20 protein-coding genes and 1 other RNA gene are annotated in these 20,614 nt (G+C 34.0%); 8 read left to right on the forward strand and 13 right to left on the reverse strand.

The features are described 5' to 3' along the window. Both ZA07_RS00130 and ZA07_RS00135 read right to left on the reverse strand, forming a co-directional pair. Positions 1-573 carry a DUF4738 domain-containing protein gene (locus ZA07_RS00130; protein ID WP_053969704.1) on the reverse strand — a complete coding sequence of 191 codons (573 nt, stop codon included), beginning with the start codon at positions 571-573 and terminating at the stop codon, positions 1-3. A 3-nt stretch (positions 574-576) separates the two neighbouring features. Further along, positions 577-2,334 carry a DNA polymerase III subunit gamma/tau gene (locus ZA07_RS00135; protein ID WP_053969705.1) on the reverse strand — a complete coding sequence of 586 codons (1,758 nt, stop codon included), beginning with the start codon at positions 2,332-2,334 and terminating at the stop codon, positions 577-579. A gap of 101 nt (positions 2,335-2,435) precedes the next feature. On the opposite strand from ZA07_RS00135, the gene rnpB reads away from it, so the two are divergent. Continuing rightward, positions 2,436-2,753, forward strand: an RNA gene (gene rnpB, locus ZA07_RS00380) — RNase P RNA component class A. A 51-nt stretch (positions 2,754-2,804) separates the two neighbouring features. On the opposite strand, the gene ZA07_RS00140 is transcribed toward rnpB, so the two are convergent. The 4 genes from ZA07_RS00140 to ZA07_RS00155 all read right to left on the reverse strand — a co-directional run bounded on the left by ZA07_RS00140 (position 2,805) and on the right by ZA07_RS00155 (position 5,521). Beyond that, a complete protein-coding gene (locus tag ZA07_RS00140) occupies positions 2,805-3,338 on the reverse strand; it encodes a lipid-binding SYLF domain-containing protein (RefSeq protein WP_053969706.1) in 534 nt (177 codons plus the stop codon). 92 nt (positions 3,339-3,430) lie between these two features. After that, the gene (locus ZA07_RS00145; RefSeq protein WP_053969707.1) at positions 3,431-3,979 is read right to left on the reverse strand and encodes an RsmD family RNA methyltransferase; all 549 of its coding nucleotides are present in this window, start codon (positions 3,977-3,979) and stop codon (positions 3,431-3,433) included. Continuing rightward, positions 3,979-4,839, reverse strand: a complete 861-nt coding sequence (locus tag ZA07_RS00150; RefSeq protein WP_157491998.1) for a DUF3822 family protein — start codon at positions 4,837-4,839, stop codon at positions 3,979-3,981. Before ZA07_RS00150 ends, ZA07_RS00145 begins: the two co-directional genes overlap by 1 nt. Next, complete coding sequence (locus ZA07_RS00155; protein WP_053969709.1) at positions 4,787-5,521, reverse strand: hypothetical protein; 735 nt, start codon at positions 5,519-5,521, stop codon at positions 4,787-4,789. Before ZA07_RS00155 ends, ZA07_RS00150 begins: the two co-directional genes overlap by 53 nt. 122 nt (positions 5,522-5,643) lie before the next feature. Between ZA07_RS00155 and ZA07_RS00160 the strand changes: the two genes are divergently transcribed. The 6 genes from ZA07_RS00160 to ZA07_RS00185 are packed head-to-tail and all read left to right on the forward strand — an operon-like array spanning position 5,644 to position 10,760. Next, complete coding sequence (locus tag ZA07_RS00160; protein ID WP_053969710.1) at positions 5,644-7,068, forward strand: ATP-dependent RecD-like DNA helicase; 1,425 nt, start codon at positions 5,644-5,646, stop codon at positions 7,066-7,068. After that, on the forward strand, positions 7,068-7,628 hold the full coding sequence (locus ZA07_RS00165; protein ID WP_053969755.1) for a DUF4126 domain-containing protein: 561 nt from the start codon (positions 7,068-7,070) through the stop codon (positions 7,626-7,628). The genes ZA07_RS00160 and ZA07_RS00165 overlap by 1 nt, the downstream gene beginning before the upstream one ends. A 52-nt stretch (positions 7,629-7,680) precedes the next feature. Next, on the forward strand, positions 7,681-8,409 hold the full coding sequence (gene kdsB, locus ZA07_RS00170; protein ID WP_053969711.1) for a 3-deoxy-manno-octulosonate cytidylyltransferase: 729 nt from the start codon (positions 7,681-7,683) through the stop codon (positions 8,407-8,409). Then, positions 8,400-9,116: an HAD family hydrolase gene (locus ZA07_RS00175; protein ID WP_053969712.1), complete on the forward strand. Its 717-nt coding sequence runs from the start codon at positions 8,400-8,402 to the stop codon at positions 9,114-9,116. Before kdsB ends, ZA07_RS00175 begins: the two co-directional genes overlap by 10 nt. Before the next feature lie 11 nt (positions 9,117-9,127). Beyond that, positions 9,128-10,210 (forward strand): iron-containing alcohol dehydrogenase family protein, encoded by a 1,083-nt coding sequence (locus ZA07_RS00180; protein ID WP_053969713.1) that lies wholly within the window; start codon positions 9,128-9,130, stop codon positions 10,208-10,210. Position 10,211: 1 nt separating this feature from the next. Next, complete coding sequence (locus ZA07_RS00185; RefSeq protein WP_053969714.1) at positions 10,212-10,760, forward strand: 1-acyl-sn-glycerol-3-phosphate acyltransferase; 549 nt, start codon at positions 10,212-10,214, stop codon at positions 10,758-10,760. A gap of 128 nt (positions 10,761-10,888) precedes the next feature. Here the strand turns inward: ZA07_RS00185 and ZA07_RS00190 are convergent, their stop codons facing one another. The 7 genes from ZA07_RS00190 to gcvT all read right to left on the reverse strand — a co-directional run bounded on the left by ZA07_RS00190 (position 10,889) and on the right by gcvT (position 18,761). Then, entirely contained in the window at positions 10,889-12,385 is a 1,497-nt protein-coding gene (locus ZA07_RS00190) for a carboxypeptidase-like regulatory domain-containing protein (RefSeq protein ID WP_053969715.1), read from the reverse strand. Between the two features lie 107 nt (positions 12,386-12,492). Further along, the gene (locus tag ZA07_RS00195) at positions 12,493-13,215 is read right to left on the reverse strand and encodes a YebC/PmpR family DNA-binding transcriptional regulator (protein WP_053969716.1); all 723 of its coding nucleotides are present in this window, start codon (positions 13,213-13,215) and stop codon (positions 12,493-12,495) included. A gap of 48 nt (positions 13,216-13,263) precedes the next feature. After that, positions 13,264-14,298 (reverse strand): hypothetical protein, encoded by a 1,035-nt coding sequence (locus ZA07_RS00200; RefSeq protein ID WP_053969717.1) that lies wholly within the window; start codon positions 14,296-14,298, stop codon positions 13,264-13,266. A 1-nt stretch (position 14,299) separates the two neighbouring features. Beyond that, on the reverse strand, positions 14,300-16,351 hold the full coding sequence (locus ZA07_RS00205) for a carboxy terminal-processing peptidase (RefSeq protein WP_157491999.1): 2,052 nt from the start codon (positions 16,349-16,351) through the stop codon (positions 14,300-14,302). Positions 16,352-16,415: 64 nt separating this feature from the next. Further along, positions 16,416-16,706, reverse strand: a complete 291-nt coding sequence (locus ZA07_RS00210) for a 4a-hydroxytetrahydrobiopterin dehydratase (RefSeq protein WP_053969719.1) — start codon at positions 16,704-16,706, stop codon at positions 16,416-16,418. Positions 16,707-16,747: 41 nt separating this feature from the next. Then, positions 16,748-17,575 (reverse strand): sugar nucleotide-binding protein, encoded by an 828-nt coding sequence (locus ZA07_RS00215; protein WP_053969720.1) that lies wholly within the window; start codon positions 17,573-17,575, stop codon positions 16,748-16,750. 103 nt (positions 17,576-17,678) lie between these two features. Then, positions 17,679-18,761 carry a glycine cleavage system aminomethyltransferase GcvT gene (gene gcvT, locus ZA07_RS00220; RefSeq protein ID WP_053969721.1) on the reverse strand — a complete coding sequence of 361 codons (1,083 nt, stop codon included), beginning with the start codon at positions 18,759-18,761 and terminating at the stop codon, positions 17,679-17,681. A gap of 154 nt (positions 18,762-18,915) precedes the next feature. On the opposite strand from gcvT, the gene ZA07_RS00225 reads away from it, so the two are divergent. Beyond that, complete coding sequence (locus ZA07_RS00225; RefSeq protein WP_053969722.1) at positions 18,916-20,547, forward strand: aminopeptidase P N-terminal domain-containing protein; 1,632 nt, start codon at positions 18,916-18,918, stop codon at positions 20,545-20,547. Positions 20,548-20,614: the final 67 nt, after the last annotated feature.

Here is a 20,614-nt window from a genome sequence, read left to right on the forward strand (position 1 = left end):
TTAAATAATTTCTTCTGGTTCAACTTCAATAATTTGATAGGATCCATTTTCTTCAACAATCAAATTATAGAATAAACAAATATCAGATTCAGGTCGACATAAATTCAATTCCAAAATGACCTTTTGATCGGTAGAATGTTCTTGATTGAGCCATGATCCTGATAATTGACTTGCTAATATTTCGGGTTTGTTTTCAGGAAAAAGTGCTATAAGTTCTAATTTATCCAAAGCTTTTTCAAAAATTAGCTCATCATTTTTAGCAACTTCTATGTGGGTGATTTGATCTCTATAATAGTGTTTGTTTACAATGGAATCTGTTTCAAATTCGTTTAAAACTGCAGAATTCATATCTGTGTAATTTAAAATATGAACTCGAAATCCAGAAGCCATAGTTGTATCTGTTTCAACTTGGTTATAACTTTCTGGAAAGTATTTAATGTTTTCTGAAAAAGAGTCGAGTAGTTTGTTTTCTTGTAATACTTCTTTGGGAGCTTTTTTCATGCGCTCCCTTCCATCACAATTAAAAAAAAGAATGGCTAGACAGAGAATGGCTAATTGAAACAAATATTTCATAATCTAGATATCTAAATCAAAGGTTTTTCTCAATACATCCAACATGGGGTTTTTCTCATTTAATTTTTCAAACTTTTCCCTTGTTGTAAACGCATACTGTTTTTCTATTTCCTCATTTACCTCAATGGCTAAGTTAATAGAAAAATTATTTAATCGTTTTCTAATGAAGCTCATAAGGGGATATTGGCTTCTTTCTACTTCCACTTTATTGGTTTCATTAGGATAAGCCAAATGAATGGTTTGGTCTTTCAATTTGGGAGTATCAATAGACAAGATGGACGCCAAATTAAATTTCCCCTTCTTTTGTAGGTCTTCGACAAATTCATTCCAAACTTTAAGTAACTGTTCCTCAGTAAAATCATCCTTTGGCATGTCATCCATGCTGGGTTCAACTTCAATTTGTTTGAGACTATGTTCCTTTTTAGCTCTAATACTTTTTAAAGAGAGTCCTGATGTTACTTTTTTCGGGATGTTTATATTGACTTTGGGTATAGGTGTTTTAGGCACTTCCTCTTTATCTGCAAGCGAGGTAGAAAGATTTTGAGATACCTTTTCCTCTGTTTCTTTCGGGCTTTGAGGAGATGAAGCAGGAACTGTTTTGGGACTGGAAGCGGAAGTAGGTCTCTGAACTTTGATAGGTTCAATTCCCTTAGCTTTAAAATAGCTGGCTGGAATTATGTAGTTTTTGCTATTTTTTTTTTCTCCATCAAAAGTGATGGAGGCAAGTTGCATTAAACATAATTCTACAAGCAGTCTTTGATTTTTACTGTTCTTGTATTTGAGATCACAGTCGTTGGCTAAATCAATGGCCTTGATGAGAAAGTCCATAGAAGCCTTTTGGGCCTGTAAGAGATATTTTTCCTTGGTTTCGTCCCCAACTTCCAAAAGCTCAACGGTTGATTGATTTTTACAAACCATTAAATCCCTAAAGTGACTAGCCAATCCGGTAATGAAATGTTGTCCTTCAAATCCTTTCGATAGAATTTGATTAAAATGAATCAACAATTCAGGTATATTGTTTTCTAGGATTAGGTCTGTACTTTTAAAGTAAGTTTCATAGTCCAGGACATTTAAATTCTCTGTTACCGCTTGACGTGTTAGGCGTTTTCCAGAAAAACTAACCACACGATCAAAAATAGAAAGCGCATCTCTCATGGCCCCATCTGCTTTTTGAGCAATGATATGTAAAGCGTCATCTTCAGCTTCTATTCCTTGTTCTTCAGCAATATACTTCAGGTATTCTTTAGCATCCTTTACAGTAATTCGTTTAAAGTCAAAAATCTGACATCTGGATAGGATGGTAGGTATAATTTTATGCTTTTCTGTAGTAGCTAAAATAAAGATGCAATGCTTTGGAGGTTCTTCCAAAGTTTTCAAAAAAGCATTAAATGCAGCTTGAGACAACATATGGACCTCATCGATGATATAGACTTTATACTTTCCAACTTGAGGAGGTATTCGTACTTGGTCGGTAAGATTTCTAATATCATCTACCGAGTTATTGGAAGCAGCATCCAGCTCAAAAATATTAAATGAAAAATCTTCACCTTCTTGTTCTGTCCCATCACTGTTAATCATTTTGGCTAGAATACGAGCACAACTGGTCTTACCTACTCCTCGTGGACCACAGAATAAAAGAGCTTGGGCCAAATGGTGGTTTTCAATGGCATTCAATAATGTATTGGTAATAGCTTGTTGCCCCACAACATCCTTAAAGGTTTGAGGCCTATATTTTCTAGCCGATACAACAAAATGTTCCATTGAAAAATCTTAGATAAACAAATTTACACAAACGGTTTAAATTTCCTCAATGTGACTTTTAAATTTACTTTTAGTTATTAACAATTTATGTACTTTTGCCGCAAGTAAATCGCCTTATCGCTCAGTTTTCTGGGAGGAAAGTCCGAACACCGTAGTGCAAACATAGTGGTTAATAGCCACCGGCCGAGAGGTTAGGAAAAGTGCAACAGAAAGAATGTACAGGTCATGCTGTAGTGAAATCAGGTAAACTCTATGTGGTGCAATGCCATGTATACCATCGTTTGAGGGCGGCACGTTCAATGTTGGAGGGTAGGCAGCTAAAGTTTATTGGTAACAATAGATTCAGATAAATGATAAGGCACTTTCATAAGATTTCTTATGATATGTGACAGAATTCGGCTTATAGATTTGCTTGAAACTAAAAACGAGCGTTGATACAACGCTCGTTTTATATTTTATTCAGTTACCTTTTAAAAGGGTTCGTATTTAAATTTTTGACCTCCTACAGAGACTTCCGCCATCAGACCACCTTTAGTATGGGTAAATACAGCCACACCATCAGTATATTTGGCATCAAGAGAAACACTTGATTTTAGAGCCGTGGCAGAGATTCCAGCATCAAATTCAAAATTACCTTCTTTAAATTTCTCTAAATCTTCCTTTTTTTCAAAAAAGATAATTTCTATCAATGCCTGTCCACCCGCTTGGAAACCAACATTAAGTTCCTTTAAACTGGCCATACCTATTTTTTGTCCGTAGGAATAAACCACACCATTTCCAGAGGCGCCGCCAATAATTAAACCTCCTTTACCAACATTTGGAAAAATAACACAACCTGCAGCCTTGTCAAAATAGGTCCTAAGACTTGGGTTGTATTTCAATAATTCTGAAACAGCCTCATCGGCATCTTTAATTACTTTTTTGTCTTTTTCTGATTGGGTATACCCAGATAGCGTGAAAAAGCACACGGATAGGACTACCAAAATACTTTTAATTCTTTTCATAATGATTGATTTTTAGCTTATTAAACCTAAAAATACAAAAAAAGTAGGTGAGAAGTCCTATGAAGAATCGATAAAAAAATGTTATAATTTATCTATTCGGCTTTTGGCCATTCAAAAAAGCTAAAAGTGTTGCCCCCATAAGATTTTTTAAATGAAAAATTGTCTATATGATCCAGGCTAGTATGTTTGGAATGTTCTACAATCAAAAGGCCCTCTTTTTCTAATAAGTTCTTTTCAAATATGTAAGTAGGAATTTTTGAAAACTCTTCAATGGGTAAATTATAAGGAGGATCTGCAAATATGACGGTATATTGGCCTCTTGCATTTTCTAAATATTTGAAAACATCAGCCTTAATGGCATCAATGGGCATTTTAAATTGTTCTGCTGTTTGTTTAATGAATCTTACACATCCAAAGTCCCCATCTATTGCTGTGATGTTTTCCGTGCCTCTAGAAGCGAATTCATAGCTGATATTTCCTGTTCCTGAAAACAAATCCAAAACCGAAACCTCATCAAAATAATAATAATTATTTAAGATGTTGAATAAGGACTCCTTGGCCATATCAGTAGTTGGTCTTACCGGGAGCTTTTTGGGAGCTACAATTTTTCTTCCTTTGAATTGTCCAGATATAATGCGCATTAAAAACTATTTGTTAAAACAAAATTGGAATGGTTGGAAGCAGTTACACCTTCTCCAAACCGATGATTTATTGGAGGGTCTGGAAAATCTACATACCTTACATATTTAAAAACCATCTGGTATAGATAATCATCTTTTTTAATCTTTCCAATGACATATAATTGAACCTTTTCTGGATTGAGATCTAATTGTTCTAAAGCAAATAGTATGTAATAAATGAAATCTTCCTTGGAGTGATAGTCGTAGGAATTATACAATATTAAACCTTGATGGTCCATAGCTATAATTTCAAAATGAGACCTCCCCACATGAACATAGACTTTAGGTTCCATGGTATTCTTCTCCTTTTTTAAAACATGTTCTAGAAGAATAGTTGAAAAATGAGTGTATGAGAAATCCCCAAATTTTTCAAATAGAAAATTGGTTATATTTACATAGGGTACATAAACATTGTAGCTATCATTGACACTTAAATGGTCATAAGCAATATAATCTGACTTTAAAATTTTTGAATTAAACTTTAAATAGTCCGCTAGGTTATTTTCATCAAATAAAGAGGCAGGAACTAAAGTGGAAAGATCATTTACAAAAATAGCTTTGATATTCATGAAGTCCATTTTTAAAACTTCTTCAGAATCAAATATTTGTTCCAGTTTCTCTAATATTTGAAAAGGGGAAAAGCGTTTCTCATATTCAAAATGTTTTAAATAGGTAATGGTATTTGAAACATTGTTTAGAATACAAAAAGAAAGTCCATTCAAACTTATTTGAATGGACAAATCTTGATTAGTTAAGTTATGTTTGGTCTTATTCGTTAGCCCCATAGTTTTTTGGCCAGTTTCCAATGGTTTTGACCTCATCCATAGATCCTACTTTTAAGGCATTTCCGTTAACACCATCTACAGACACAACTTCATTTTCTTGTGCCACTAAGTCTTTATTTTGATCAGCTAATATGACGCTTTTCTTAACGCTTGCTTCAAATACAGGGATTTTAGAAGTTCCTTGCTCTAACAAGCCAGCTTGCATTTCAAATTTAGCATCCGTTCCAGGAACGTTCATCATTCTTTTGTAACGATCAGAATCTTTAAATAACGAATCTTTTACTGGTACGTATCCTAAAGTATCAATTAAAGTAATTTCTTTTAAAGTTTCTACTCCTCCATATCTTTTTGTCAACTCTTCATCAACCACGGTTGTATCTCTTCTTTGAGTGATCACAAACTTAGAAGTATCAATAAAACTAATTAATTCGTTAAAATCACCTGCAAATTTACCCGTAATCTCACGGTGAGCTAGCTGAGCATCTCTAATATCGATTAATTTTTCAATCACTTTAGCATAACGCTTGTTCTTTTCTTGATTGAATTTAATAGGTTCATAAACAGAATTGAATGTCAAATATCCTAGATAGATAATTAACACCCATAAAACCAACGTTAAAATAGGTTTTACTTTTGCTGGTATAAATTTGTCTATAAGCCATACTAAACCTATGGTCAGTAAGATAACAGCAACAATCACAATGATAATGGTAAGCATAGTGTGTATATTAAAATTAAATTAGGTCTTAGGCAAATCTACAATTTTTTTTTAATGGTGAAAACCCAAGGGGCTAAAAATCCTTTCTATATTTGGAGAGAATTAAAATGATACCGGACTCTATGAACGCCTCAGAATTCTATACACTTATAAAACAGCAATTTCCATTTACTCCTACAAAAAAACAAGAGGTCGTTTTATTGCAATTATCAGAATTTATTTTTTCTACAGATGCTAAAAGTCTGTACTTAATGAAGGGATATGCGGGAACCGGTAAAACAACTATTATTGGAACTCTGGTTTCCAATTTATGGAAGGCTAATAAAAGTGCCGTCCTTTTGGCTCCAACAGGTAGAGCGGCCAAGGTGATTTCAAATTACTCGGGAAAGGAGGCCTTTACAATTCATAAAAAGATTTATTTCCCCAAAAAAGAAAAAGGTGGCGGGGTTAAGTTTGTGTTACAACCTAATAAGCATAAAAACACCATTTTTATTGTAGATGAGGCATCAATGATTCCTGATACTCCTGGAGAATCAAAATTTTTTGAAAATGGCTCACTTCTCGATGATTTGATGCAATATGTCTATTCGGGTTTTAATTGCAAACTTATGTTGGTTGGAGACACTGCCCAGTTGCCTCCAGTTAAATTAGATATGAGTCCGGCATTGAATCCAAACGTTCTAAATCTAAATTACAATAAGGAGGTAAAAAATATTGAGTTGGATGAAGTCGTAAGGCAGGAAAGTGACTCTGGAATACTCTTTAATGCAACAAATCTTAGGGAGCAATTGAATGATGGAGCTACTGACGATTTTAAGTTTGATTTAAACGGTTTTAAGGATATAGTACGGTTGGTTGATGGTTATGAAATTATGGATGCCATAAATGAATCCTACAGTAATTTGGGATATGAGGAAACGGCTATAGTAGTGCGTAGTAACAAGCGTGCTAATTTATATAATCAACAAATTAGAAATAGGATACTATTTAATGAAAATGAGTTGACTGCCGGTGATTATTTGATGGTAGTCAAAAACAACTACTTTTGGATTAAACCCACAACAGAAGCAGGATTTATTGCCAATGGTGACATTATTGAGGTTTTGGAGATTTTTAAAATCGAAGAACTTTATGGATTTCGTTTTGCAGAGGTAAAAATTAAAATGGTCGATTATCCTAAAATGAAACCATTTGAAACGGTTCTTTTATTGGATACCATCACTTCTGAAACCCCATCGTTATCCTATGATGATAATAATAGGCTTTATCAGGAAGTCATGAAAGATTACCAAAATGAAACAAGCAATTACCGGAAGTTTCTAAAAATCAAGAACAATAAGCATTTCAATGCGCTTCAAGTTAAGTTTTCATATGCTATGACGTGCCATAAATCCCAGGGAGGGCAATGGCATACGGTGTTTGTTGAGCAACCTTATTTACCCGATGGTATTTCTAAAGATTATTTACGCTGGTTGTATACAGCAGTCACTCGAGCCAAAGAAAAGTTGTATCTTATTGGTTTCAAAGATGACTTTTTTAAAGTATGATAAATTCAGAAACGCTCATAAGTATTTTTCTAGGAATAAGTTTGGCTGCGTCTGTGGGATTTAGGGTGTTTTTACCACTGTTTGTATTAAGTTTAGCAGCGTATTTTGATGTTTTAGATGTCAATGAAAAATGGCAATGGTTAGCAAGCATACCAGCGTTGATCACCTTTGGCGTAGCCATGTTATTTGAAGTCTTTGCCTATTATATCCCTTTAATCGATAATCTTTTAGATATCATTGCCGTTCCATTAGCTGCCATAGCAGGAACAGCCGTCATGGTTTCTACTTTAGTTGACTTAGATCCCCTTTTTACTTGGTCTTTGGCTATTATAGCAGGTGGGGGAACTGCCGCGGCAATATCCAGCAGTACTTCTGCTACGAGAGCAGTTTCCACGGCAACCACGGTTGGAATAGGTAATCCTATTGTTTCGACGGTTGAAACAGGCGCTGCCGCGACATTATCCATTGTATCAGTTTTTATACCTATCATAGGCATATTACTAACCATATTTGTTCTTTTCATTATCATTCGATTTTATCGAAAGATTAAGAAAGGGTGACCATACAATTGTCGTAAAAAATAGTATTTTTGAATCTGAATTTTCCTCCTTTATGAAGATAATCTCAATGATACCAGCACGATACAGTGCTTCCAGATTTCCTGGTAAATTAATGCAAGATTTAGGTGGTAAGTCTGTTATTTACAGAACCTACGAGGCTACCGTTAATACCCAATTGTTTGATGATGTTTATGTAGTTACCGATAGTGACATCATTTACAATGACATTGTTAAACAAGGAGGAAAAGCCATTATGAGCCAAAAGGAACATGAATGTGGAAGTGACCGAATTGCTGAGGCTGTTGAAAAAATGGATGTGGATATTGTGGTTAATGTTCAAGGAGATGAACCTTTTACTGAAGTAGCTTCTTTAAGTAAATTAATAGAAGTCTTTAAAAATGATGCCAATCATGAAGTTGATTTGGCTTCTTTAAAAGTTCATATCACCGATTGGGAAGAAATCAATAATCCTAATACCGTTAAAGTCATTACCGATCAAAGTGGGTTTGCTTTGTACTTTTCAAGGAGTCCTATTCCATATCCTAGAGATAAAGAGGTTGCTGTTAAATATTTTAAACACAAAGGCGTCTATGCTTTTAGAAAAGAGGCATTAATGGATTTTTACAGACTGCCTATGTTGCCTTTGGAAGCCTCAGAAAAGATAGAATGTATCAGATATTTGGAGTATGGTAAGAAAATAAAAATGGTAGAAACAGATGTTTTGGGAGTAGAAATTGATACCCCCGAGGATCTTGAAAAAGCGAAGAAACTTTGGAAATAGATTACAGTAACATAAAAGTTATTGGATTTGACGCCGATGATACCTTATGGGTAAACGAAACTTATTTTAGGGAGGCAGAAGAAACCTTTGCCCAATTGCTTTCTCCGTATGAAACCATGAATAAGATCGATCAGGAGCTTTTTATGATGGAGATGAAAAATCTTCCGTTATATGGGTATGGCATAAAAGGTTTTGTGCTTTCTATGGTTGAAATGGCTTTGGAGTTGTCTAACAACCAAGTTTCAAATCAGACCATTTCTAAAATTTTAGATATTGGGAAAGATATGCTTAATAAACAGGTTGAACTGTTACCTGGTGTAGAAGAGGTTTTAAAAAGTTTATCTAAGCAATACCGACTGATACTGGTCACCAAAGGAGATTTGCTAGATCAAGAGAGGAAGTTAGAAAAATCAGGTTTGACTAATTATTTTCATCATATTGAAGTGGTTAGTGATAAACAAGAGTCTAATTACTCCAAACTTTTGGGGCATTTGGATATTGATCCTTCTGAATTTTTAATGGTAGGCAATTCACTAAAATCAGATGTATTGCCGTTAATCAATATTAAAGCCAAGGCAGTTCACGTGCCTTTTCATACAACTTGGGCGCACGAGGAAGTCCATGAAAGTGAAACAAATGGCAAGTCTTATTTAACAATTGGAAGTTTGTTGGATTTGCTACCTTTATTAAAGAACCAAACAAATTGATGATTCAATAAATGAATTTTAAAAATTTCCCAATGGTGTCCAAAGTGGTTTTTGGTCGTGGCAGCTTTAATCAATTGCAAGATGTGTTAATGCCAAAAAGACTCAATGCCCATGCACCTTTTATTTATTTAATCGATGACGTATTTCAAGGAAACTCCTGGATAACGGGGAGAATTCCTTTGGCATACGAAGATAAAATTTACTACATATCTTCTGACGAAGAACCTAAGACATCTCAAGTAGATGAATTGGTAGAAGAAATCATTCTCCAATTCAAAGAAAGACCTTCGGGAATCATAGGAATAGGAGGAGGTACCATTATGGATCTGGCCAAGGCTGTAGCTATCATGTTAACCAATGATGGTGAGTCTAAGGATTATCAAGGCTGGGATTTGGTTAAAAATCCGGCGCTTTATCACGTTGGCATCCCTACTATTTCAGGAACTGGAGCAGAGGTTTCGAGAACAACGGTATTAACAGGACCTGATAAAAAACTAGGAATAAATAGTGATTATACACCGTTTGATCAAGTCGTTTTAGATCCTGAGCTTACTAAAGATGTTCCAAAAAATCAATGGTTTTATACAGGAATGGATTGTTACATCCATTGTATCGAATCCTTAAATGGTACTTATTTAAACGCTTTTAGTCAAAGTTATGGCGAAAAAGCATTTGATCTTTGTAAAGAAATTTTCCTGGAAAATTCATTATCCGAAGAGGACATTCAAGACAAATTGATGATGGCCTCCTGGCACGGAGGTATGAGTATAGCCTATTCACAAGTAGGGGTGGCTCATGCCATGAGTTATGGGTTAGGGTTTCTTCTAGGAACAAAACATGGAGTAGGTAATTGTATTGTATTTGACCATTTGGAAGAATTTTACCCGGAAGGGGTCAAACTTTTCAAAGAAATGAAAGACTTTCATGGTGTAGATTTACCTCAAGGATTATGTAAAAACTTAACAGATAAAGAATTTGATATCATGATTGATGTATCTCTTGGGATGGTTCCGTTATGGGAAAATGCTTTAGGGAAATCATGGAATAAAACGATTACCCGAGAAAAGTTAAGAGAACTTTACGAAAAAATGTAAGATGCGGTGGTTAGCTAAATTTATTTACTTCCGGCTTTTAGGATGGAAAATTGTTGGCAACACCAATATGTCTAAGCATGATATTAAAAAGGCTGTATTAATCGCGGTTCCACATACCAGTTGGCATGATTTTTATATCGGGATCCTCCTTAGGAAGATTTTAGGTATTAAAGCAAACTTTATAGCCAAAAAGGAATTGTTTATAGGTCCATTAGGTTGGTATCTTAAGCGAGTAGGGGGTGCTCCCATTGACAGAGGAAATAAAGAAAATAAGGTAGAAGCTATTGCTAAAATATTTCAGGAAAAAGAAGAGTTTCGATTGGCTTTGGCACCTGAAGGCACCAGAAAAAAGGTAGAAGAGTGGCGTACAGGTTTCTATTATATAGCCAAAGCAGCCAAGGTTCCCATTATCATGTTTACGCTAGATTTTGGTAAAAAACAAAACAAAATTTCTGAACCATTTTATCCAACAAATGATAAAGAAGCTGACTTTCAATTCATGAAAGACTTTTTTAAAGATGTAAAAGGGAAGGTGCCTAAGTACTCCTAGTTCGTTACAGGCATGGTATTTGTAATATTGTTTCCATAGTGAATGAAACATAAAGTAAACTAGTAAGTCCCTAAAAAGAAACATTTATCTATAAAAAGAAAGCTACCTTTTTGGGTAGCTTTTTACTTTTAGGGGGTATAGGTTTCATCAACTTTAAAATCCTTCATTTCCTGTAATGGTTGAAGTACATTGTAATCCTTCCAGAAATTGGGATCATATTGTTTAGGTGTTTCATAATCAATATCCTTTTTCTCCTTTATGGCCTCATAGTCGCTATTAGTAATGTCATTAGTGCCCATGATCAATAATTCATTTCGTTCTTTAAAGGTCCCTTCAACCAAGAATTCAAATGAAACTTTATTATTTCCGTCATTTTCTTTGAACTTAAAAGGCCTATCAATGTAAAAATATCGGTCAATTTCTTCGGTTATAAATTTGGGATAATAATAATTGTCTGGACCTTTTTTATAGATAACTGATCCCGATTTTCCGTTTTCAGCATATTTAATTCCTAAAAGGAATTTCATGTTGAGTTTCTCGCCAACGCGTCCTTTAAAATATTTGTAATCCGTTTTTAAAACGGCAAATGTTTGATTGGAAATGTAAAGGGTACCTTCAAAATCAGCAGAACCTCTCCTAGGTTTAAAATCTACCACATAAACCAATTCGGAATCTAGAAACGAAATACCTTTTAACTCATAATCATATTTCCTTTGATCTGTTACAAAATTAAATATGGAACCACTTTTAAAGTTATGCTCTTTGAGCATTTCATAGGTTAATTTTCTGATTAAACCTACCGAATTAATAGTGTCTTCCATTTTATTGTTTTCTCTACTACTTTCTCCTAATTTGACTGAATCTGAAATTTTAAACCATCCTGTTTTAACCGTATAGACTTTATTGGTGTCTAAATGTTTGGTGACAATATCTTTCCCTCTTTCTGCCAATCTTTCAATGGTTTGATCATTTCTTTCATCCAATAATCTCATGGCTTTATCAATAGTCATTTTAGAGTTTTTCTCATCTAAAACACTTAAATCAGCCACAAATTCTGTGTATTGTTTAGACCTGTTGTTCAATAAGGAATTACCTAATTCTTGAAACTCTTTATTAAAGGCTTCAAGTTGTTTTTTCTTAAATCCAGTGGATTTATCTATTTCTAAATTGACATTTTTACCTTGAATATATTGGGTGGTCCTTCTAAATAGATTATAATTAACCATTTTGGTTTTATAGTTCTTGTCCAAATTTTTATCCATGTAATATAATATGGAGTCTAAAGTGAGCATTCTATTAGTTAAATAAACTTCTGAAAGTTCATTAACTTTTTCAATCAAATGATAGTCTTGTGATTCAAATTCATTTAATAGCATGCCTATTTTCTCATAACCCATACAAGAAATTTTCACAGAGTCTGTAGGTTCAAAGCCTGAGGTATTGATCGAGAAGCTGCCTTCTTCATTGGTAATAACCCCAAAGTGTTCCCCAATTTGTACGGTAGCATAGGAAATGGGCTCTTCTTTATCAGATAAGACTTTCCCTGAAATGCTTTGGGCGAATGAAGTGGCTCCAAACAATAGAATAAAATAAATAAGAAGGGACTTGATGGTAGTAAATGTCATAGACGTTTTTTGTTAAAAGACGAAAAACCAATTGATTTTGTTACTGTTAAAATAAAAAAAACCTGAACGAAAAGTTCAGGTCTTTATATATTTTTAACGTTTTGTGCTTATTCTTCAGCACTTTCTTCCATGGTATGGTAGACATTTTGTACGTCATCATCTTCTTCAATTTTCTCCAAAAGCTTTTCTACATCTTCCATTTGTTCGGGAGTCAATTGTTTTGTAACCTGTGGAATTCTTTCGAAGCCAGAAGATAGAATTTCAATACCACGACCTTCCAATTCCGATTGAATAGCTCCAAAACTTTCAAAGGGGGCATATATTAAAATACCATCGTCATCAACAAAAACCTCTTCAGCACCAAAGTCAATTAGTTCAAGTTCCAATTCCTCAGCATCCAAGCCTTCAGCGTTAATCCTGAAATTACATGTATGGTCAAACATAAATGATACCGAACCAGAAGTACCTAAACTACCGTCACATTTATTGAAATAACTTCTAATGTTGGCTACAGTTCTAGTATTATTATCTGTGGCTGTTTCCACCAAAACAGCAATACCGTGTGGTGCATAACCTTCAAAAAGTACTTCCTTATAATCTCCTTGGCTTTTGTCTGATGCTCTTTTAATAGCACGTTCAATATTGTCTTTAGGCATATTGACCGCCTTGGCATTTTGTATAACAGCTCGCAATCTGGAATTGCCATCAGGGTCGGGTCCACCTTCCTTTACTGCCATTACAATATCCTTACCTATACGTGTAAAGGCCTTACTCATTGCGGCCCAACGTTTCATTTTTCTTGCTTTCCTGAATTCAAAAGCTCTTCCCATTAATTAACGCGTTTAAATTTTAAAGTAACAAAATTATGAAAAAACTAATTAGTCATTAGGAATTTGCTTAGCCAAAAATGCATTGTTTGAATTATTTAGATTCTCAATAACATGACTACGCTCGTTGTTTAACTCTGCATTTAGTTGATTATACTCTTTTCCTCCCTTATTTAATGCCTTTACTTTATCATTATAGGCATCAATTTGTTCTTTGGTTCTTTTCTTTTCTGGTGTTTTTTCAATGTTATTTTTGATGGTTTCAAAATCTTGATTAAGCACCAAAAATTCAACCATTTTAGGGATTTTATTCTCTGCTTCATCTATGTAAAATTCAAAAGCTTTTTTGGTAGCCTTAACAATAGAATCGTCATTATTGTAAAGTTCTACCGAATTTAATTGTTCCAATCCTTCCCGGGCACTTTGACTTAAGGCGTTAGCATTTTGTTGCATACCGTTAATGTCATTATTACCAAGGGAGTTCATTAAATAAACTTCATTCATGTAAACCTTGAAAAAAATGAGATATAAAGTGTTGTAATGTTTGAATACCTGGCCAGATATAGCCATTTTTTTGCTTAGGTCTGATTCGTCTTCAATGATGTTTACATTGTTTTTGTTAGCAAAGGCATAAAAATGTGTTTCATAAAGTTCTTGGGATTCCTTCATTTTTTTATCAGCCATTTCTTGAGCCATAATAAAGGCTTCCATGGCATCGTAGGATTGTTCTGCAATAGCCTTCATGTCGATTATTTTAGCATAATCATTCTTTAAAAGACTTTCATTAAATCTGAGATGCTCTAGTACCTGGTTTTTAAATTCATCACCATTATAGCCTTCGGCCTTGTCAATTTTTTCAATGGAGCTTTCTACTGATTTGATTAAAATTTTTCTTCGATTTCCTACAGCACGTTCACCTCTATGAGCTATAGCTTGCGTATACTTCCACATGTTTTTTGTAATACCCTCTTGTTCTTTACCTACAAAATCTAGGTAGGACACGGCAGTTTTAAAGCTTTGTGATGAAGCATTAAAAACCTCAAACATTAGGAGTAATGTCAAGGCAAATTTTAAGTTGTTTTTCATGTTAGTTTAGTTTGTTGATTAAGTCTTTTAAGATGTTAAATGATTCGCTTATATAAATATCATGAGATATATTATTCATTATGTCTTCATTGATGAGTTGCATGTCTTCACTATACTGCAAAACTTCAATTGTTGATTTGGTATTTTCAACTTCTAGTTCAACATCGGTTGTATCCATATCTTGGAACGACTTGTAGAGATTGTTTAATTGTTCAATATCCTCAAAAACATTATCAATCGTAAGGGCATAAGTCTTATTCTTATAGATGATTTCCCTGAGAAGCACTTGATTCAATTCTTTAATCTTTTTGAAATCTTCTGAATGTTCCACGCGATTTTTACTTAACCCAGTAAGATGTTCAATGGGTAATTTTTTAAGTGGTCTCAGTGCTAGGGTTGGGGTAATATCATCATTAGGAATACTGAAATCATTAGATTTCTCGTCCATATTAAAATTTTCATACAACGAGGGCAGTTGAATATCTGGGACAATTCCTTTTTGTTGAACCCCTTTTCCTGTGGCCCTGTAGAATTTTTCGAAAGTAATTTTGGTATAGCCTTGGGTTAAATCTAACGTATCTAATGGCAGAATGACTTGCGCGGTTCCCTTGCCAAAAGAGTTTGATCCAACAATCAGGGCTCGGTTGTAATCTTGCATTGCCCCAGAGAAAAATTCGGAGGCTGAAGCACTGGATTCATTAATCATTATAGCCACGGGCTTTGTAAATAAGGAACCTCTATTAGGGTCTCTTATAGTAAATTGATTGGAATATCTATCACTTTCAATGGCTATTGGCCCTTTGTCTATAAACATTCCCGAGAGATTGGTGGCTTCATGAATGGAGCCTCCACCATTGAATCTTAGATCAATAATGAGACCTTTAATATTTTCCTTTTGCAGTTTGTATAATTCTTTTGAAAAGTCCTGCGAAAGTCCAATGCCTCGTGGCGAATCAAAATCAGTATAAAAACTAGGTATTTTAATGTAACCGAATGCTTCCTCATCTGACTTTAAAACAAAACCCGTGATAGAATTATCATCAGATTTCATAATAGTTTTGGCTAATTTAACTTCCTTAATGGTTCCGTCCCTTTTTTTAATTTTAAAGGTGGCCACTTTATGTGAATCATCATTTAGGAATTTATCTACTTCATTAATGGAAATACAATAAGTTTCTAAGGTTATCTGGCCTGAGGTGATACTTTTTATGACATCATCCTCCTCAATTTCTCCATTTTTAAAAGCACTACTCCCTGGAATGATTTGCTCAACTACCAAATCATTATCTTTATTCTTTGAAGGAAGGATTCCGTAGGTAAGTTGATTTGTTCCCAAGTAATGATGAAACAAATCACGCTCAGCATTGTTAAAATAGGTAGAATGTGGATCTTGATACGCGCAGTAGGCTTTAAGAAAGCACTCCTTTACAAAAGATTCAACTCCCCCTTTTTGGTTAGTAATTTCATTCAACTTGCATAGTTCCTTCTCAATAACAACATTTTTAATTCCTTCTTCTTTTTTTGAAAAATTTGACTGAATCAGTTGAAGTGTACTATCTTCTTCTATTATGGTCTTAATAACTTCATACTTAATAATCTTGTTCCAATAAAGTTCCGAAGCCTTTTTGTTTTGCTTGTAATAGTGCTTTTTATGACTTGAATAATGGATGGTGTCCTTTCCTGTATAATCAAGTTTTACCTTAGATAGTGAAGCAATATAGTCTTTTGTTTCCTCAATGCGGCTTGTTAAAATATCAACATATTTATCAATGAAATCACTATTACTTGCTTCTAAATAATTATCGATGTTAAGAGAATCACTTGAAAAAGTTTTGAAGTCATCAATTCGAAGTAAATTTTGATCTTCATCTAAATTATTGATAAATAAATGATAAACCCCAACGGATAAAGAATCATCTACTGGTTTACCAGCAAAGTGAAGTTCTTTATAGATATTATGAAGGGATTTGAGTTGACTGTTAAATAGGGTGTTAGATTGAGCTACTGCCAAGTAGTTCAAAAGAAGAAAACATCCAAGATAAAAATATTTCAATGCTTATTAAATTTGAGGCAGGACTAAAATATAAAAATAAATGAAACTTATTTTTTATAAGTGCTTATTCTTGAACTTCAACAATAGTCTCTATAGCTTCAGCCAATTTAAAGTCCTTTTCAGTAACACCATCAACATCATGTGTAGAAAGAGAAATGGTCAAAATATTGTAAACATTCGCCCAGTTGGGATGGTGATTTAAAGCTTCACATTCAAAGGCTATCCGACTCATGGCACTGAAACAATCTTTAAAATTGTCGAATTCAAATTCAACATGAATGGCATTCTCGTAATACTCCCAATCTGGAAATCTTAATAATTTAGCTTCAATTTCTTGGTCTGATAGTTTAGTCATGATTAAAGGTTTTAGTTTCTTTTAAAGGTAAGGAATTTCAATCAAACCTCTAACTCTTTTAAAATTTCATGGCTATATAATTGTAAGTGTTTGGGTAATAGGTTTTCTTGGGGAAGTACAGCTAAGTATCTGTCGTCATTCGTTGTATAAACACGTTTTAAAACGGGGTTCATACTACCCAAAGAATTTAAAATTTCTTTGATAAAATCATCATGGTGAACAAGATCATTACTTCCTAAGTGAAAAACGCCCGATTTATTTCTATTGATGATATAATGAATTTGTTGTGTTAATTTGGAATCGGTGGTGACATTCATGATTAAATTTGGAAACACTTCAATAGATTCCACTTCTTTAAATGCCTGCCTTAATTCTGAGATTCTAGGAGAGTGGGAACCAAAAACCATTGGTAATCTGGCGATTACTATTTGTTTTTTTGGTAATCGCATGAGCATGTTTTCAATTTTAATCTTAAAATGACCATAAACACTATGGCTTAAGGTTTTATCGTTTTCATAGCTAGGGTATTTACTATACGCATCAAACACATTGGCAGAAGACAAGAAAATAAACTTGATTTTCTTCTCCTTTATATATTCAACCATGTGTGAATGAGCTATGGTTTGAGCAGAAAAATCACCTCGTAATGCTGAAATAATTAGTGTAGGTTTGACCGCATTCAAAATTTCAAAAACATCATCTTCTTCTATATCAAATTGAAAAAAGTGTTTGTTTTTTTCAAACTCGCGCTTTGAAGTTTTATAAGTGCCAAAAGTGTTAAAATAGGGACATAGCTCTTTATAAAGCGAGTTGCCTAAAAAGCCACTTGCTCCAAAAATAAGTATTCTATGTTTGTCCGATTTTGGCATTTATACTTTTTTTGATACAGAATCTTAAACAAAAAAAATCACTGACTTTCATGATGATTACCTTAAAACGAAAGAGCAGTGATTTTATTTATTCGTTGGCATATTATCCCTTGTAAAACGGCAATTTTACAATACTTGCCGGAATTGCATTTTTTCTAATTTGAATAAAAATCTTATTGCCTAGGGAAGCTTGTTCTGTAACTACATATCCCAAACCAATTCCTTTTCCTAGACTTGGTGCCATGGTACCTGAGGTCACGTGACCAATGTCATTTCCTTGTTCATCAACAATGGAATAATCATGTCTTGGTATTCCTCTTTCATCCAATTCAAAAGCAATTAATTTTCTTTTTGGACCAGCTTCTTTCTCAGCTTTTAAGGCTTCACTATTAGTAAAATCCTTGGTGAATTTTGTAATCCAGCCCAAACCAGCTTCAATAGGAGAGGTGGTATCATCAATATCATTTCCATATAGACAATATCCCATTTCCAATCTTAAAGTATCTCTAGCAGCCAATCCAATAGGTTTTATTCCAAAGCTTGAACCAGCCTCCATAACTTTATCCCATACTTGTTTTACCTCACTGTTTTTACAATAAATTTCAAAACCTCCACTTCCTGTATAACCAGTTGCAGAGATGATTACATGTTCAATACCAGCAAAATCACCAACAATAAAATTATAGAAAGTAATAGCCGATAAATCATGACTACTTAAAGATTGCATAGCTTCAACAGCTTTAGGGCCTTGAATAGCCAATAGTGAATAGTCATCACTAAGATTTCTCATTTCAGCACCTACATCATTTTTTGATGAAATCCAGTTCCAATCTTTTTCAATATTGCTTGCATTTACAACCAATAAATAGGTCTCTTCCTTAATTCGATAAATAATTAAGTCATCTATGATTCCACCATTATCATTAGGCATACAACTATATTGCGCTTTTCCAATAGTAAGTTTTGAAGCATCATTGGTACTAACTTTTTGAATTAGTTCCAATGCATTGGGGCCTTCAATTAAAAATTCACCCATGTGGGACACGTCAAATACGCCAACTCCTTTTCTTACGGTTTCATGTTCTATGTTGACACCTTCATATTGAACGGGCATATTATATCCTGCAAAAGGAACCATTTTGGCACCTAAAGCAACGTGGGTATCATATAGTGCTGTGTTTTTCATTAGTTTGTTTTTAAAAGCACAAATGTAAAGAAAATATAACGGAAATAAGGAGGCATAAAGGGTTCCTCTATCATTTAAATGTTAATTTTAATGACGATATAGTAGGTCTTTCAAAGATTTATGTATTTTAGTTAATCCTCTAATATTTAGTTATATGAAAACCTTTATTTTAAGTATTTTTTCCATTTTTATTTTTTCAGAAATAGTTGCTCAAACAGATTTGCCAACAGATTATTTAAGTAAAGAGTTTCACAGAAATAGACGAGAAGCTTTAAGAGCCTCAATGCCTGATAATAGTGTAGCTGTCTTTTTTGCAAATCCGGTAAGAAATCGAGCTAATGATGTAGACTATGTTTACCATCAAGATCCCAATTTTTATTATTTAACAGGATACAAAGAACCACATGCTGTTTTAGTTGTCTTTTCAACAGATCAAACTGACAAGGAAGGGAATACCTATAACGAATTAATGTATGTTCAGGAGAAAAACCCTATGGCCGAGATGTGGACAGGTCATCGATTAGGGATTGAAGGAGCAAAAAATCAATTAGGCTTAGAAAATGCTTATAATGGCAAGGAATTTCTAGAAAACAATATTGATTTTTCGAAATTTGACAAGATCATGTTTGAGAATTTCAATGATGATTACAGAAATTCTTCTAGAAATAAGGCAGACCTTCATGATTTGGTTCAATCATTCAAATCCCAAATCAATTTTGAAACTTTCAAACCTTCTTCTCAGATGCAGGAACGGGCTTATCAAATGATTAAATCTACCGAAATTGAAAACAGTGCCAATGTGGCCCAAACTTTAGGTAAGGTGTTAGAATATTATCCCGATTTAAAAGAGGATCAAATTATATCTAAATATGCGGCATCAGATAATGATGAACTGAGAAGAGAGTTAAAACAGCAAGTCATCAAAATTGAGGCAGAAAACCAAAGCAATATTGATGTAAGAGGTTTATCCACGCTTATGGCCCAATTGAGACAAATTAAGACAACAGAAGAATTAACGTTGTTAACCAAAGCTGTGAGAATCTCGTCCATGGGACAACGGGAGGTTATGAAGGCGATGCATCCAGGAATGTCTGAACTTGAAGTTCAAGGCATTCATGAGTATGTTTATAAAAAATATGGCAGTGAGTATGAAGGCTACCCAAGCATTGTAGGTGCTGGAAACAATGGATGTGTATTACATTACATAGAAAACAGTAAAATGCATGTTGAAAATGAATTGGTATTAATGGATTTAGGTGCCGAATACCATGGCTATAGTGCTGATGTGACCAGAACAATTCCGGCAAATGGAAAGTTCAGTAAAGAACAAAAAGCCATTTATGATATTGTTTATGAGGCTCAGGAAGCGGGAATTGAGGCATCTGTGGTTGGCGCTAGTTTTCAGTCGCCTAATATGGCTACACGTCAAGTAGTGAATGAAGGCTTATTTAAGCTAGGTATTATTAGTTCCATAGATGAAGTTCATTCCTATTACCCGCATGGAAGTAGCCATTATTTAGGTCTTGATGTACATGATCCAGGAACCTATGGTAATTTTGAAGCTAATATGGTTATTACAGTAGAACCCGGAATCTATATACCAGATGGAAGTCCTTGTGATGAAAAATGGTGGGGAATTGCTGTAAGAATTGAAGACGATATTCTTATTACAGAGAATGGTCCTGTTAATCTTTCGGGAGAAGCACCAAGATCATCTACAGAAATTGAAGCCTTAATGAAGGAATCGAGTGCTCTCGATGATTTTGTATTACCAAAGTTAGATTAAAAAATTTCTTACATAACTTTAAATTAACAGTCTTAACCTAAGCTTGAATTTTATTTAATATTTCCTT

This window comes from Mangrovimonas sp. ST2L15 (genome assembly GCF_001280515.1).
In the GTDB taxonomy this organism is placed as follows: Bacteria; Bacteroidota; Bacteroidia; order Flavobacteriales; family Flavobacteriaceae; genus Mangrovimonas; species Mangrovimonas futianensis.